Annotated in this window: 14 protein-coding genes; all 14 read right to left on the bottom strand. The window is 56.1% G+C overall.

From position 1 onward, the window contains the following. Window positions 1–9 precede the first annotated feature (9 nt). The 14 genes from H7U36_RS12360 to thiF all read right to left on the bottom strand — a co-directional run bounded on the left by H7U36_RS12360 (window position 10) and on the right by thiF (window position 15206). Window positions 10–1926 carry a hypothetical protein gene (locus H7U36_RS12360; RefSeq protein WP_033124310.1) on the bottom strand — a complete coding sequence of 639 codons (1917 nt, stop codon included), beginning with the start codon at window positions 1924–1926 and terminating at the stop codon, window positions 10–12. After that, window positions 1911–3467 (bottom strand): serine/threonine-protein kinase, encoded by a 1557-nt coding sequence (locus H7U36_RS12355; protein WP_033124311.1) that lies wholly within the window; start codon window positions 3465–3467, stop codon window positions 1911–1913. Before H7U36_RS12355 ends, H7U36_RS12360 begins: the two co-directional genes overlap by 16 nt. 150 nt (window positions 3468–3617) lie before the next feature. Beyond that, window positions 3618–5003 carry an MATE family efflux transporter gene (locus tag H7U36_RS12350; RefSeq protein WP_033124312.1) on the bottom strand — a complete coding sequence of 462 codons (1386 nt, stop codon included), beginning with the start codon at window positions 5001–5003 and terminating at the stop codon, window positions 3618–3620. Window positions 5004–5078: 75 nt separating this feature from the next. Continuing rightward, on the bottom strand, window positions 5079–5747 hold the full coding sequence (locus tag H7U36_RS12345) for an ATP-binding cassette domain-containing protein (RefSeq protein ID WP_330635906.1): 669 nt from the start codon (window positions 5745–5747) through the stop codon (window positions 5079–5081). Beyond that, on the bottom strand, window positions 5719–6402 hold the full coding sequence (locus H7U36_RS12340; RefSeq protein ID WP_330637132.1) for an ABC transporter permease: 684 nt from the start codon (window positions 6400–6402) through the stop codon (window positions 5719–5721). Before H7U36_RS12340 ends, H7U36_RS12345 begins: the two co-directional genes overlap by 29 nt. 52 nt (window positions 6403–6454) lie before the next feature. Then, the gene (locus H7U36_RS12335) at window positions 6455–7519 is read right to left on the bottom strand and encodes an ABC transporter substrate-binding protein (RefSeq protein ID WP_330637131.1); all 1065 of its coding nucleotides are present in this window, start codon (window positions 7517–7519) and stop codon (window positions 6455–6457) included. Window positions 7520–7740: 221 nt separating this feature from the next. Then, a complete protein-coding gene (locus H7U36_RS12330; protein ID WP_033124313.1) occupies window positions 7741–8979 on the bottom strand; it encodes a 6-phosphofructokinase in 1239 nt (412 codons plus the stop codon). A gap of 155 nt (window positions 8980–9134) precedes the next feature. Further along, a complete protein-coding gene (gene glpK / locus H7U36_RS12325; protein ID WP_033124314.1) occupies window positions 9135–10637 on the bottom strand; it encodes a glycerol kinase GlpK in 1503 nt (500 codons plus the stop codon). Window positions 10638–10649: 12 nt separating this feature from the next. After that, a complete protein-coding gene (locus tag H7U36_RS12320) occupies window positions 10650–11420 on the bottom strand; it encodes a 4Fe-4S double cluster binding domain-containing protein (RefSeq protein WP_242842787.1) in 771 nt (256 codons plus the stop codon). A gap of 31 nt (window positions 11421–11451) precedes the next feature. Continuing rightward, complete coding sequence (locus H7U36_RS12315; RefSeq protein ID WP_033124315.1) at window positions 11452–11727, bottom strand: acylphosphatase; 276 nt, start codon at window positions 11725–11727, stop codon at window positions 11452–11454. 109 nt (window positions 11728–11836) lie between these two features. Beyond that, on the bottom strand, window positions 11837–12442 hold the full coding sequence (locus H7U36_RS12310; RefSeq protein ID WP_033124316.1) for a thiamine phosphate synthase: 606 nt from the start codon (window positions 12440–12442) through the stop codon (window positions 11837–11839). Further along, entirely contained in the window at window positions 12435–13652 is a 1218-nt protein-coding gene (thiH, locus tag H7U36_RS12305; protein WP_033124317.1) for a 2-iminoacetate synthase ThiH, read from the bottom strand. Before thiH ends, H7U36_RS12310 begins: the two co-directional genes overlap by 8 nt. 28 nt (window positions 13653–13680) lie before the next feature. Further along, window positions 13681–14469 (bottom strand): thiazole synthase, encoded by a 789-nt coding sequence (locus H7U36_RS12300; RefSeq protein ID WP_033124318.1) that lies wholly within the window; start codon window positions 14467–14469, stop codon window positions 13681–13683. Between the two features lie 98 nt (window positions 14470–14567). Beyond that, a complete protein-coding gene (gene thiF, locus H7U36_RS12295; protein WP_033124319.1) occupies window positions 14568–15206 on the bottom strand; it encodes a sulfur carrier protein ThiS adenylyltransferase ThiF in 639 nt (212 codons plus the stop codon).

Here is a 15206-nt window from a genome sequence, read left to right as displayed (position 1 = left end):
TCCATTCTATCACACTCCCTTCCTTTTTGCGATACGCCTGTACAGGGCAAAGCCCGGCAGGAGAAGGACAAGAAAGATAAGCAGGAGGACAGCCACCGTCACGGCAGGCATCGCACCGCTCTCTTCTTCCCTTCCTTCCACAGCAGCCCCTGTCCCGTCCTCATGCTGCTTAAAGCCATCCTTCTCCAGTCCCAGGGATTGCCTGACAGGGGACAGCAGCCGGCCCGCCAGCGACTGCCTTGGCACCACCTGGAACACCACAGAATCCTTTTTCTCATTTCCAGCCTTATCCACAGCGGTCACGCGGATACTGTGAACCTGATACTCCTCAAATGTGCAGGTGTATTCATCTGTGCCCGGCGCCAGGCTCTGCCTTTCACCATTGACCCGGATCTCCTTTATCCAGTCCGCGCTGTTTCCCAGGCGGACCGTGCAGGTCCTGCGCTCCTCGTAGGCCACGCCGTTTTCCACCCCTTCAAATACGATCTTTGGGGGCGTGTGGTCGATGACAAACTCCGCCGCTGCCCGGGAGCGGTTGCCCGCCGCGTCCACTGCCTCGGCCTCCAGAATACGCCTGCCTTCCTTTTTCACCGTCTGTCCCGGAAGATAGGGAACGCCGTCCAGTGTCAGCCTGTAGGTGTAGCTGGTAAAATCCGTGAATATCTCGGATACAGGCCTGTCCCAGCAAAATTCCTTCACCCAGGTTCCATCTATCTCATCCACATAGGCGATCACCGGGTTCTGCTTGTCCACAATGACCTGGGTCTCTGTCTCCGATTGGAACCCGGCCCTGTCCACAGCCCTGATCCGCATCCGGTAAATGCCGTCCTGGCTGAAAATCTGGCTCAGCTTGCTGCTGCCATTTTCATCCCTCCATTCCCCCTCCTCAAGCACAGTACTGGCCCCCTCCGGGGAAATCCAGATAGTGTGCACGCTGCAGGAGGCCAGCCCGTTGTCATCGGATGCCTCGAAAAGAGCCTGGACGTCCCTGCTGGTGATCATATAGTCCTGCACTCCTCTGATCTCCACAGCAGGAGGGGCATCATCCACATACACCTGGCTCTCCCGATAGGTCCGGTTGCCGGCCTGGTCAACAGCAGCAACCGCCACAGGGATTCCCTGTCCTCCTCTGGATGCCTGGCGGACAGAGAAGGCTCCCTCACTCTTTTCTGTTCTTTCCTGTTGCTGTCCATTTATATAGCATACAATGTATTTTATTCCGCTTCCATCACTGCTTTCTCTTGTTTTGTATCTTACATTAGCCTGATACTGATGCCAGTCCTCTCCTCCTTCCACCCACATATCCAGGGCAGGCGGACAGGTATCTATTTTAAATAAGAACTCCTTCTCATAGAGAATCCGGAGTTCTTCCCCCGGCGGCGTGTACTCGATCCAGACCCGAAGATGGTTCTCCCCCTCCCCGAAGGCCTCCGGCTCCACAACCGCCTGCCCGTCCGGCTGGCTGATGCGGCCCCCGGCCGAGACTCCCGAGGCGTTTTCCAGGCTGTAGACAGTCTCCCCTGTCTCTCCCTGGTGCAGGATCGTCACCTGCGGCTTTACTGTATAGTACTGATCCTCCCCGTCCGGCTCCCCATATGTAATCTCATACGGAACAGGCGGATCCTCCTTCTGGCCATCACCGTCCTCCCCCTTCTGGGGCTGGTCTGTCTGCTCCTCTCCCGGGTTTTCGCCTCCCTCTCCTGATTGCTCTGTATCCCCCTTCGGCTGCTCATGCTGTTCCTCACCTTCATCTCCGCTGTCTGTCTCCTCCCTCTCCTCGTATGTTTGCTTCCCGTCCTCGTATGTTTCCTGACTTTCCTCATACGTTTCCTGTCTGTCCTCCTGGGCAAATGTCTCCTGCTGCCCGTACAGAGCAGCCAGAAGAAGAACCAGCAGAAGGAACTGAGCTGCTATTTTCCTACCCATACTTCCTCACCCTCCACTTTGATCTCATACTCTTCCTGCAGCTTCTTAAACTCCGGCTCATCCGCTATCTTTGGAACCTCACGGAGAAATTTCTGTATCGTCTGGGCGCAGACCTGCCTGTCTGTCTCCGGCGAGGCGCACTGCATACGGATATACTGAACGCGAAGGAGCACAGAGTCTGTCAGCTCCTCCAGCCCTCTCTGGCAGTATTCCCAGGCAGCCTCCATGTCCCCGCTTTCCCCGCAGAGAGAGATCAGACTGCTGTATATCTGCTCCCGTATCCCTTCCTCCTCTTCCAGCTCCAGTATGTACCCGTACTGCTCTGCCGACTTTTCCGGCTTCCCCGCCGCCTCAAAGGCCCCGGCCAGCATCCACCTGGCCTCCTTTTCCTTCTCGTGGTCTCTGTCCGCCTCCGTCCAGTCCCGGAGGGCAAAAAGCTGCTCCCCCAGCCGAATGATCTCCTCCTTGGCCTCGTCCTTTTCCAGGAGCCCGTATCCCCGCAGGATGGACAGATAGTATCTGTAGTCCGCCCTGTCCGGCATATTTTCCTGCAGCTCCTTCAGAAGCGTTTCCAACTCCTCCGCATCCATGTAATCCGCATCCAGCATGCAGGCGGAGAGCTCGGCGTAACCGGCTGCCAGAAAATTGTCCTGGCCCGCCTCCCGGAACAGCTGCCGGCTCTCCCGGTAGTCCTCAAGCTCCAGAAAATAGAGCATGGCCATATCAAATTTCAGCTGATCCGCTGTCTGAGCGGCCTCCTCCGTCTCTCCTTCTGTCTTTGCTTTTGTGCTATTCCTGGGGCTCTCACCTGCACCGCCCTCTGAACTCTCCTGCGGGCTCTTGGAATTTTCCTGCACACTTTTATCTGCGGGATCCTTTGCTGTGATGACCATGACTGCTGTAAAGGAAACTGCCGCGGCGGCAATGACCATAGCTTTTCTTGTCTTTTTTGTCTCCTGTCTGTCTTTTGGAAATTGTTCTGATATTTCTCGAACCGAATGATATTGTTTTCTGGATCTGCCTCTCTTCTCCTGACCAGGAGTCTGACTGAGGCATCTGAAAATGATTTTTTGCAGCTTTCGCTTTGTCCCCCCCTGAATGGGCGGGTCTGTCTCTACCGCTGCCAGCATATACTGGAAGGTCCGGCCGATTCCGTATATGTCGTCCGCCAGGCTTTCCCGCTGGCAGTACTGGTTGTCCGGCATCAGGAAGCTCTCCCTTACGCTCCTTCTCGTCAGCTTCTTTCTGAGCTCCTGCTGCCCTGCGGCGGACAGGTCGAGAAGATGGATCCTCCCATCCTCCCCCGCGATCATGCTGTAGGGATTTACGTACTGATAACAGGGGTTTCCCCTGCACCGGTGAAATTTCTCCAGCTCCTCAAGGATCTGCCGCATCCATGCAAGAAGCTGCTCTCTGGGCAGGCTGGGCCGGTATTTCAGACAGGATGCCAGCAGTACGCCCGGCATGCAGTCTGAACTGACATAGCACCGCCCCTGGTTTTCCACAAGTTTCAGGATGTCATATTCTGTCTGCTGCTCCATATGCACACCTCCAGTCTGTACTGTACTCTGCATTGAAAAGGAATAGACTCGGCGAAGTGCCGAAGAATGAAAAAAGCGACCGCTTTTTGAAGCTTATACAGATAGTAGCACAGACCAGAGGAAAATGCAAGATAAAATTATGTGAATTTTTTATTGCTGCTCCTCCTGGAGCCGGCGCATATGCCCCATCTCTCTCCCCACGAGGATAACTGCTGTCACAAAGGCAATGGAGTCTGCCGCAGGCCCCGCAAACATGATGCCGTCCAGGCCGAGGAAGACCGGGAGGATCAAAAGCAGCGGTATCAGGAAGAAGACCTGTCTTGTCATGGACAGGAGCAGTCCCTTCACCGGCTTGCCGATAGCGGCAAAGAAATTGGATGAGATAAGCTGCACGCCGTTTGCGATGACCATAAAGAGGAAAATTCTCATGAAACGTACCGCAAAGGTAAAATACAGCTCATCCCCTGTCCCGAACAGAGAGATAATCTGCCTGGGGAAAAACTGGAACAGAATAAATCCCACCGCAGAGATTGCCAGGTTGACACAGATCGCCAGCTTGTAGGTGCTGCGCACCCGGTCATATTTTCTCGCCCCGTAGTTGAAGCCGATGATGGGCTGGCTTCCCTGGGAAATCCCTATGATGAACGCCAGCAGAATGGCGTTTGTCTTCATGACGATCCCGCAGGCGGCCAGGGGGATGTCCGTCCCGTAGGGAGAGGAGGCCCCGTAATAGGTCAGAGAATTGTTCAGGACAATCTGCACAAACGTGATGGCCACCTGGTTCAGGCTGTTGCTCATGCCCAGGGAGGCGGTACTCAGACATTCCCGGGGGACGAGGCGGATGTCCTCCCTCTTCAGTTCAATGTTTTTAAATTTCCAGATATAACGCACAGCGGCCACAAAGGAGCAGACCTGTCCGATGACCGTAGCCCAGGCAGCGCCCGCCACGCCCCAGTGAAAGATGAAGATGAACACCGGGTCCAGGATGGTGTTGACCACAGCGCCTATGAGCATGCTTGTCATAGAGTATTTGGGGCTGCCATCCGCCCTGGCCAGGTTGCTCATGCCGTTGGTCACGATGAGGAAGGGCATGCCCACCGCCGTGATCCTTGTGTAGTCGATAGCATAGGGAAGTACATCCGCTGTAGCCCCGAAGGCCATCAGAAGAGGATGAAGAAATACTTCGATCAGCACCGCATAAATGACTCCAAAGGCCACCATCATGCTGATGCCGTTTCCCACCACCAGCCGCGCCTTGTCCTTCTCCCCCGCTCCCAGATGGAGGGAAAAGCGCGAGGCACTGCCGATGCCGATGAGAAGGGCGATGGCAAGACAGATGGTGGTGAGTGGATAGGCCACGTTGGTGGCCGCGTTTCCCAGGTAGCCCACTCCCTGTCCGATAAAAATCTGGTCCACGATATTGTAGAGGGAGCTCACCACCATGGCGATGATACTGGGGATGGCAAAGCCGCGCAAAAGCTCCGGTATGCTCTTGTATCCCAGCGGATTTTCCTGTGTTTGTACAGCTGTGTTCATTTCCATATTTTCTCCTGCTTGTTCTTTCTTATTTTCTCCATATGATCTTTCTATTTTCCTGGCAGCATTTCGCCGTCAACAGAGGGCCTCCATGGAAATGACCGCCGCAGCTTTCATAAGCCCGGCTTCTCTCTCATCGTGGGTCACAAAGAGAACCGTCCTCCCCTGACATTTCCTGGCTGTGTAGGCGATGACCTTCTGCCGGGTCTCCTCGTCCAGCCCTTTGAAGGGCTCGTCCAGGAACAGGATGTCACCGGGGGCCAGCAGCGCCCGCAGCAGGGCGACTCTGCGCTTCATGCCGCCGGACAGCTCGTGGACAGGCTGTCCCGCGCAGCCCTCCAGATCCACCTCCCTCATCTCTTCTTGTATCTGCGCTTTCGTTCTGTCCGGGCATGTGAGGCGGATGTTGGCCATGACGCTTAAGTTCTCGCACAGCCTGTCCTCCTGGAAGACAGCGCTCTTTTTCATGGCAGCCATCTCCCTGGATCCGCCGAAATCTTCGTCCGCCTGTTCAAGTCCCATGAGGATCCGGAGGAGAGTCGTCTTGCCACAGCCAGACCTGCCCATGATGCAGGTGGTTCTCCCCTCCTCTATGTGAAGAGAGAAATGCTCCAGCACCCTGTGTTCCCCGTATGTTTTATTTATATCTGTGATGTCAGGCATGATTTTTCCTCTCTTTCTCTTTACCGCCTTGGCCGCCAGCCGTCCGCATACCTTATCCCATCCGCTCCATACAACGGACAAGATATTCCACACCCCTTAAAAATCCCTTCTCAAAGAGGACACTGATACAGATGATGACCAGCGTCCAGGCAAAGAGCTTCGGCGTATCCAGATAAATCTTCGCATTGTAGAGATTTTCTCCTATGGAATTCTGAGGGATGCCGATGACCTCCGCCGCCACGCCGGCCTTCCAGCACAATCCCAGAGCCAGGGAGCAGCCGGTCCGGAAATAGGGGAGGACCTGGGAGACGTAAATGCTCCGCAGCCTTCTGCCAAAGGGGATGTCAAAGACCTGCGCCATCTCCAGGAGCTTCCCGTCCATCTGGCTGATGCCGTCCAGCACGTTCGTGTAGATCACCGGAAATACCATGAGAAATGAGATCAGCACAGACAGGTTCCGGGACGACACCCAGATGAGGACGAGGATGACAAAGGACGCCACCGGGATGGATTTGATGGTCACCACAAAGGGAAGGAGGAATTCCTTAAGCCGCGCCGAAGCGGCCGAGGGACCCGCAAGCGCCACTCCCAGGATCACAGCCAGCAGAAATCCTCCCACGATCCGGAGCATGGATGAGGCAATAGAGAGCCAGAACTGTGCCGTGGCAGCCAGCTGAAAGAGGGTAAAGACAACAGTGACAGGAGATACGAGAAGTATCTCCTGTCCGATCCACATACTCACTGCCTGCCATATGAGCAGCCATACAAGTACCGCCCACAGCTTTATCCTATTCCTGGGTGTAGTAGAAATCATCATCTGGCAGCTGTCCTCCTATAGCCTCCGGGTTCTGCTCGTTTAATACGGCAAGATATCCGGACAGCTTCTCCTGCATCTCATCCCCTGTGATGCAGACGATGTTGCACGCGGGGATCGCCTTCTTTGCCACCTCCGCAGGAACGATATCATAGTTTCCGACAAGCTGGGCCGCCTCGTCCACATTTTCATTGACAAATTCAACGGATGACTTATATCTCTCCATAAAATCGGACACAGCCTCCGGATGCTCCTTGGCAAACTCTGTCCTCACGATCACCACGCCAGTGAGGAGGGCGCTTGGATTTTCCGCATTCTCCTGGATCTTATCCCACTCTTCTGTCAGATCCAGGGCTACCCGCAGGTCCGGGTTCTGGGCCTGGGCTGTAGTCACAAAGGGCTGGGGCAGCATGGCAATGCCGGACGGATCCTGGGCCAGAGCCGCCACGCACTCAGAGTGCTCGCTCTTCCACTCGATGGTCACATCCGACGCCGGGTCAATGCCGTTCTCCTGCAGGATATAGTTGAGGGCATACTCCGGTGTGGCTCCCTTGCCGCCTGCGTAGATCGTCTTTCCCCTCAGGTCAGCCACGGACTGAACCGTATCCCCGTTTTCCACAATGTAGAGGACACCCAGTGTGTTGATGGCAAGGACCTGTACGCCGCCCTCCAGTTTATTGTAGAGGACAGAGGACACATTAGCGGGCACTGCCGCGATGTCTGTCTCTCCCTGGGAGATGGACGGCGTCACCTCGTCGATGGAAGCCGCGATGGTAAACTGATAATTTTCGCTGTCAATCTTTCCGTTGTCAGCATCGTCCATCATCTGGACCATCCCCATAGCTGTAGGGCCCTTGAGGGCTGTCACGTTCACATCCACAGGCTCGCTCTCCGTCTCCTGAGCCCCGCTCTGTGACTCACTCTGGGTCTGCTCCTCACTGCTGCTGTCAGCCGCGCTGCTGCCGCAGCCGGCCAGCATGGAAGCGGTCATGGCAAAGGCCAGCAGGATGGCGCTGATCTTCTTCATTCTCTTTTTCATAATTTATATTCCTCCTTTTGTCGTTCAATGATGTCCAGGGAATATTATAACGCGGCAAAACCAAGGTGTAAAGGCAGGCCGGACTGTTTTTCTATGTCTTCAGTTCCGGTGAACCTTCCCCTTTTCCGTACAAAAATCCCGCAGATACATTCATCAGCATCTGCGGGATCTCCATAACAGATATTCACATGGTATAAAAGAAATTTTTTCGTTTACAGAGTTTACAAATTATAAGGCCGGAACAGATGTCTCGGAATTCCGTCTACCATAACAGGAGACACATCTCCCTGGATGAGGGGCCGCACATAGGCCACAAACTCATCTGTCACACCTGTGCCCTCCTCATTGACCCACTCTCTTGGCACCAGCTTCTCGTCGTTGGCGATCTTGTGCACGTCCTTCACCTCTGTGCCGCACTGGTACGGATCATCGGACAGTCTCTGGAGAACCACCATCTTTCCGGAATCTCCCTCATCCGCCGCCTTCACGGCCGCACCGCCCACCTGGTAGGCTTCCAGGATATCCACTCTGGATGCCGCATGGGATGCGGATCTCTGGAGGCTGCTCAGCTCGATAGCCCTGGTCTTACATCCGATCTCCCCGGCAATAAAGCTGGCAAGATAGGACGCTGTCCCGGACAGCTGCTTATGTCCAAAGGCATCCACAAAGTCAATGCTGCTTCCCAGCTCGCACACATAGGTGCCATCGGCCGTCCGAATTCCCTCTGACACTGCCACTACGACAGAGGGCTTCTTGGACAGGAGCTCCTTTACCTTGTCGCTGAAGGCGTGCAGGTCAAAGGGAAGCTCCGGCAGGTAGATCAGATCCGGGCCCTCGCAGTCCTCGCCCTTTGCCAATGCAGCCGCTCCGGTCAGCCATCCCGCATTCCTTCCCATGATCTCCACAATGCTCACAAGTCCCTTGCTGTACTCCAGGCAGAAGCTGTCGCGGATGATTTCTTTTACAGAGGTTCCGATATATTTCGCGGCGCTCCCATAGCCGGGGGTGTGGTCCGTCAGAGCCAGATCATTGTCAATGGTCTTTGGGCAGCCGATAAAGCGGGTCGGATGTCCGGTCACAATGGCATAATCGGAAAGCTTTTTGATGGTGTCCATGGAGTCGTTTCCGCCGATGTAGATAAAGGCCTCTATGTCCAGCTTGTCAAGGATGCCGAATATTTTTTCATATACCCCCCTGTCCTCGTGGATCTCCGGCAGCTTAAAGCGGCAGGATCCAAGAAACGCAGCGGGAGTCCTCTTCAGAAGCTCCGCGTCCAGCTCTGTGGTGATATACTCAGACAGATCGAGATACCTTTCCTGCAAAAGCCCCTGTATGCCGTGAAGCATGCCGTACACTTTATTCGCCCCGCGGTCCTTTGCTGTGCGGTACACACCGGCAAGGCTGGAATTGATGGCGGCTGTGGGACCGCCAGACTGACCTACGATTACATTTCGTTTCATGTTATGCTACCTCCGTCCTTTTTGCCTGCCCACGGCGCATCCTTTCCGCCACGAAAACCCGGACATAATATGTGGCCGCTGTCAGGCTCTTAATATATCTATTTTAGTATATTTATCCATATATGTCCATAAAAATAAGGTTTTTTTGTTTATTTTTACAATTCTTCATCCTTCGCCCAGTGGTAGGAGTAGCGGACCGCCTTGTTCCAGCCCCTTATTTTCTTCACTCTCTCCTCCTCCGGGATTTGGGGTGTAAAAATCTGATCACTGGCCCAATTCCGCAGCACTTCCTCCTTATTTTTCCAGTATCCGACAGCAAGACCGGCCAGGTAGGCAGCTCCCATGGCTGTGGTCTCCACGCATTTCGGCCGGTTCACAGGCGCGTTGCTGATGTCCGCCTGGGACTGCATCAGAAAATCGTTGGCGCTGGCTCCTCCGTCCACCTTCAGGGAGCTCAGGGTCAGCCCTGCGTCCGCCTCCATGGCTCTGAGCACGTCATTGACCTGGTAGGCCAGTGACTCCAGGGTAGCCCGGATGATGTGGTATTTGTTCACTCCGCGGGTGATGCCCACGATGGTTCCTCTCGCATAGGGATCCCAGTGGGGCGCGCCCAGGCCGGTGAAGGCAGGCACCACGTAGCAGCCGTTTGTGTCCGGCACTTTGTTTGCCATGTACTCGGAATCCTCGGAGGAGTCAATCAGGCGCATTTCATCCCGGAGCCATTGAATGGCGGCTCCCGCCACGAAAATGGATCCCTCCAGGGCATAGCTTACCTTTCCGTCCAGACCCCAGGCAATGGTGGTGAGAAGGCCGTTGTCGGAGAAAACCGGCTTCTCACCCGTATTCATGAGAAGAAAACAGCCTGTGCCGTAGGTATTCTTTGCCTCCCCGGGCTGAAAGCAGGTCTGCCCGAAGAGAGCTGACTGCTGATCTCCCGCCGCCCCGCTGATGGGGATGCTGCCGCCGAAGTAGGAGGGATCGCTCTCCCCGTAAATGCAGCTGGAGGGCTTCACCTCCGGCAGCATGGAGGCCGGAATGTCCAGAAGCTTCAGTATATCCTCGTCCCACTGAAGGGTGTTGATGTTAAAAAGCATAGTCCGGGAAGCGTTGGAGTAGTCCGTCACATGGACCTTTCCCTTTGTCAGCTTCCAGATCAGCCACGTCTCCACCGTCCCGAAGAGCAGCTCACCCTTCTTCGCCCTCTCTCTGGCCCCCTCCACATGGTCCAGGATCCACTTGATCTTGGTTGCTGAAAAGTAGGCGTCTATCTTGAGTCCTGTCTTCTGCCTTATCATATCCTCCAGCCCGTCCGCCATCAGCTTATCGCAGAAGCCCGCTGTCCTTCGGCACTGCCAAACGATGGCGTGACAGATGGGCTCCCCTGTCTTCTTATCCCATACGATGACTGTCTCCCGCTGGTTGGTGATCCCGATCGTCGCAATATCCGCCGCCTCGGCCCCGATCTTGGTCATGGCCTCCACCGCCACTCCAAGCTGGGTGGACCAGATTTCATCCGCGTCATGCTCCACCCAGCCCGGCTTCGGAAAATACTGAGTGAACTCCTTTTGCGCCACACTGCGTATATTTCCCCGGCGGTCAAATAAAATGCAACGGTTGCTGGTGGTACCGGCGTCCAGCGCCATCACAAACTGTTTCATAATTGTCCTCCTTTATTCTATGGAATTATCTGCCTGCTTTCTGGCCAGATATCGGCGGGTATAGGGGCACACGGCAAAGCATTTGCCGCACAGATCTGCCTCTATTCCGGTCCGCCGGCGCATGATCTCCACCTGCTTGCGGTAACAGGCCTCTCTGTCAAACAGCTCTTTTCTCTCCATACCGGCTCGCCACAGCGTCCCCTTCAGAGCCTGAGCCGGACAGCTGTCCACGCAGACCCGGCAGTCCCCGCACCGGGAGACAGTGACCGGCCTGGCACAGGGAAGAGGCGCGTCTGTGAGAAGGGAGGACAGGCGGATGGCGGAGCCGTACTGCTCTGTCACCAGAATACAGCTCTTTCCAATCCATCCAAGCCCGGCCCTTGTGGCCACTGTCTTGTGGGGAAGGGGCGTTCTCCACTCCTCGTCCTGGCTGACCCTGTCCGTAGTCTGGGCCCAGGCCTGGAACCCCTTTCCCCTCAGGAAAGCCTCCCCGGCGAGCACGATCTCATTGAGCTTCCGGTTCATGGCATGGTAAGTCTCATAATATTCCTTCGTGGGGCCCTCCAGAAGCTGCCGGATGATTGGATCCGGGACCGGCAGGGCCACGGCAACGCCCACTGAATACGCCTGTCCTCTCAGATCGCCGCAGCCTGCCAGAGCCGCCCCTGCGCTCTCCAGCAGGCCCTTAAGCTCCTCCCATAGCAGTCTCCCGTAACCGGCACCTGCTTTCTCCGGCGTAAGCTCCTCTCTCCTGTCTCTGTCCCCGCACATCTTCTCGCTCATCCTTTTTATCCCTCTCTTTACATCTGTTTTCTCACATCAGGACCTTAAAGCTTTTTTCTTCCTCTTCTACAGGGATATCCTTCCCGTCGACCCAGTCAATCTCAATAAAGCTGTCGTGGTTCAGTCCCTGCAGAAGCTTGTCCACGAGCTGGGGGCGCCCCTGGATCTCCAGCGTCACTGTGCCGTCCATCTCGTTTCTCACCCATCCTGTCAGCCCCATGGATTTTGCCAGGTATTTTGCCTTGTAGCGGAAGCCTACGCCCTGCACCCTCCCGCGAAAATTCAATCTCCTTCTGACTTCAGCCATGTCTTCCTCCTGTCACTTGTTTTTGTATATTGTTATTATTGTAAATCCTTTTCCCTGGACTGACAAGTGGTTTGGCAGCGCAAGGCAGAGCAAAACAGCTTGCAGCTCCTTATATCCGCATCATTTCCGACATGACACAGGCCCCGGCCGCCCCGCAGGAGAGCACCTCCTCCACCTGGCCCTGGCCTGTATGGATACCGCCGATGGCCCAGACAGGCGCCGGCGACAGTCTGCAGATTTCTTTTAGATAGGAAAGCCCCCGGGGCGGCAGCCCCTTCTTGCAGTCTGTGCTGTAAATATGTCCGGCCGTCAGACAGGTAGCTCCCAGACGCAGAGCCTCCCCCGCCTCAGCCGCGGAGTGAACGGAAGTGCCCACATGCACAAAGGACTCCAGAAGTCCCTGCTCTCTGTAGGCGCGCAGCAAAGGCAGAGGCAGATGGATGGCCTTCACCCCTGCTCTCAGCGCGGCTTCCGGGTAGGTGTGGTAAACGCAGGGCACCTGATAGGCTCTGCACACTTCCAGCACCTGTCCAGCCAGGAGGGTGTAGTCCCTCTCCGCCAGATCCTTCTCCCGCAGGATCACAGCCGCCGGGTGCAGCCTGCACACCCGCTCGATCTGCTCAAGGAAGGGCCTGGCGGCCAGGTGGCGGTTTGTCACAGCCGCCACCCGGGACATAATATTTTCTCCGCCCTCTTCCCTGTGTGTCCTACACATAGATGTACTCCGCCATCACAGGCTGCAGATGATTGGCCTCCAGTGCGTGGTAAACCTCGTCCACAGAGCGGCCGTCTGAAATCTCGAACTGCTCGTCTCCCTTGTCCGCCACTTCCTCGCCGTGCTCCCCTATGCCGGTGCTGACTCCCGCGGAGATCTTGGTGGCAGCGATCTGCACCAGGTTGTCCCGCACTCTGGCGCACTCCCGGCTGGAGATGGTGATGCTGGCAAAGGGCATGAAGAGCCGGTAGGCGCACACCACCTGGAGGAGCTGGGCTTCGTGGACGTCCATGGGATTGATCCTGTCATTGTTGATGATAGGCCGAAGCCTGGGGCAGGAAAAGGCAATCTCCCCGTGGGGATATTTCTTCTGCAGCAGCCAGGCGTGCATGCCTGTGGCGAACGCGTCCTTTCGGAAATCATCCAGTCCTAAGAGCGCCGCAAATCCCACGCCCCTCATGCCGCCCATGAGAGCTCTCTGCTGCGCATTGAACCGGTAGGGGAAAATCCTCTTGTGCCCGGCCAGATGGAGAGTCTCGTACTTATCTGAATTGTAGGTCTCCTGGAAGACCGTCACATAGTCCGCCCCGCATTTTTGCAGATAGGCGTACTCGTCTGAGTTCATGGGGTAGACCTCCAGGCCGATGACCCGGAAATATTTCCTGGCAATCTGACAGGCCCTTCCGATGTACTCCACCGTGGACTTCTTTCTGCTCTCCCCTGTCAGGATCAGGATCTCCTGAAGTCCGGTCTTTGCGATGGCCGCAAACTCCCGCTCGATCTCCGCCTCGTCAAGCTGCGCCCTCTTGATACGGTTGTGGCAGTTAAAGCCGCAGTAAATACAGTAATTTTCACAGTAGTTTGCAATGTAGGCCGGGGTGAACATGGCGACGGAATTGCCGAAATGCTTCCTCGTCTCCGCCTGGGCTGCCTGGGCTATCTCCTCAAGGAGCGGCATGGCCGCCGGGGAGAGGAGGGCCTTGAAATCCTCCAGGGACCGGTTGTCCCTTGCCAGTGCCCTTCGCACGTCAGCCTCCGTGTAGCTGTCATAGTCGTATCCTTTCACCTCGGAGATGACCTTGTCCATCACCTCCGAGCCAATGTCCTCCATGTCCGGCAGGTAGGTCATATGGTCGATCCGGTTCTTCCTCTGGTGCTCCCGGATCTCATCGCTTAAAATGCTTTCATTTACATGGTTTTCTGCGCTCATTTTCGCAAGCCTCCTTCTGCGTCCAATGTTAATCTCTCAGATACCCGGTAAGGGGTGACGAAGCGCTTCCTCCTTTTGCACGGACGCTTCCCATCCCCGCGAGGTAAGCGGCGCGGCCCGCCTCCACGGCCAGCTTCATGGCTCCGGCCATGGCCGCAATGTCTCCCGATGTGGCGATGGCAGTGTTAGCCATAACGGCGGCAGCCCCCATCTCCATGGCCTCGCATGCCTGGGAGGGCTTCCCGATCCCGGCGTCCACAATGATGGGAAGATCGATCTCATCGATAAGGATCTGGATAAATTCCTTGGTGCACAGTCCCTTGTTGGACCCGATGGGCGCCCCCAGAGGCATGATGCAGGCAGCACCCGCGTCCGCCATGTCCCTTGCCATATTCAGATCCGGATACATGTAGGGCATCACGGTAAACCCTTCCTTTGCCAGGATTTCCGTGGCTTTGACCGTCTCGTAGTTGTCCGGGAGGAGGTATTTGCTGTCCCGCATGATCTCGATCTTGATAAGATCGCTTCCGCAGACCTCCCTGGCCAGCCGTGCGATGCGCACCGCCTCCTGGGCATTTCTGGCTCCCGACGTGTTGGGCAGGATAGAGACGCCCTCCGGTATGTAATCCAGGATGTTGGCAAGTCCTCCCTCGTTTGCCCGCCGCAGGGCCATCGTGACGATCTGAGCCCCCGCGTGCTCCACTGCCGCCTGGATCAACTCCAGGGAATACTTGCCTGACCCCAGGATGAACCTGGAGGTAAATGTATGGTCTCCCAGCTTCCACGTATCCTTTTTGATTTCTGTATTTGTCTCCATTTTTTCTCCTTTCTGCCGCCGGAACAGGCGGCGCCTTTCTCTTCAGTTCTGTCTTCTTTTCTTCTGTTTCTCCTACTATAGTCTGCCAGGGGCGTGATCTACCTCTCTCCCAGTATAAGCCGCAGCACCATATTGGCCTGGTGCGCCGCGCAGAGAGCCACCCTGGGAGCCATAAGGCCCCGCCCTGCCTCCGCCTCGGTCTTTTCATCCCCGCACAGATAAAAATGGGAGGTGACCCGTCTTGTGCGAATCTCATTGCTGTCCCCATATCCGGCCATACCGCTGGCGGCCACCAGATATTTCTCCGGGAAATGCTCCAGCACCTCCCCCGCAAGCATGGCCTTATTCTCCGCAATATCAAAGGCCTCGCAGATATAGGCGTCATCCCGCAGCAGCTCTGCCGCGTTTTCCTCTGTCACACGCAGGCAGTCGGTCCGCAGCTCAAGCCACGGATTGATACGCAGCAGATTTTCCCGGAGGGCCTCGGTCTTGTACATGCCCACCTGGTCTGCAAAATACTGCTGCCTGTTCAGGTTGGTCACATCCACCCGGTCAAAATCAATGAGATGGAGATGCCCCACTCCGATTCTGGCCAGGCTGACCGCTATGTTGGATCCCAGACCCCCAAGTCCAGCCACGGCCACCCGGGCCGCGCGGATCCGGGCCTGAACCTCCTCCGTGTGACGGTCAATGAGCGCCTGAGAGATCTCCTCCTCTGTGATCCTGATGTCCCTCAT

The organism is Faecalicatena fissicatena (genome assembly GCF_016900595.1).
In the GTDB taxonomy this organism is placed as follows: Bacteria; Bacillota; Clostridia; order Lachnospirales; family Lachnospiraceae; genus Claveliimonas; species Claveliimonas intestinigallinarum.
The sequence above is the reverse complement of the archived record's forward strand: the minus strand, read 5'-3'. Positions and strand labels throughout refer to the sequence as shown.

Coding starts and splice junctions, on each gene's coding strand:
- thiF (WP_033124319.1), bottom strand. CDS start 15,206: ATGAGGGACATCAGGATCACAGAGGAGGAGATCTCTCAGGCGCTCATT.
- glpK (WP_033124314.1), bottom strand. CDS start 10,637: ATGAAACAGTTTGTGATGGCGCTGGACGCCGGTACCACCAGCAACCGT.
- H7U36_RS12340 (WP_330637132.1), bottom strand. CDS start 6,402: ATGTGGATCGGACAGGAGATACTTCTCGTATCTCCTGTCACTGTTGTC.
- thiH (WP_033124317.1), bottom strand. CDS start 13,652: ATGAGCGCAGAAAACCATGTAAATGAAAGCATTTTAAGCGATGAGATC.
- H7U36_RS12310 (WP_033124316.1), bottom strand. CDS start 12,442: ATGTGTAGGACACACAGGGAAGAGGGCGGAGAAAATATTATGTCCCGG.
- H7U36_RS12300 (WP_033124318.1), bottom strand. CDS start 14,469: ATGGAGACAAATACAGAAATCAAAAAGGATACGTGGAAGCTGGGAGAC.
- H7U36_RS12320 (WP_242842787.1), bottom strand. CDS start 11,420: ATGAGCGAGAAGATGTGCGGGGACAGAGACAGGAGAGAGGAGCTTACG.
- H7U36_RS12355 (WP_033124311.1), bottom strand. CDS start 3,467: ATGGAGCAGCAGACAGAATATGACATCCTGAAACTTGTGGAAAACCAG.
- H7U36_RS12330 (WP_033124313.1), bottom strand. CDS start 8,979: ATGAAACGAAATGTAATCGTAGGTCAGTCTGGCGGTCCCACAGCCGCC.
- H7U36_RS12335 (WP_330637131.1), bottom strand. CDS start 7,519: ATGAAAAAGAGAATGAAGAAGATCAGCGCCATCCTGCTGGCCTTTGCC.
- H7U36_RS12315 (WP_033124315.1), bottom strand. CDS start 11,727: ATGGCTGAAGTCAGAAGGAGATTGAATTTTCGCGGGAGGGTGCAGGGC.
- H7U36_RS12360 (WP_033124310.1), bottom strand. CDS start 1,926: ATGGGTAGGAAAATAGCAGCTCAGTTCCTTCTGCTGGTTCTTCTTCTG.
- H7U36_RS12350 (WP_033124312.1), bottom strand. CDS start 5,003: ATGAACACAGCTGTACAAACACAGGAAAATCCGCTGGGATACAAGAGC.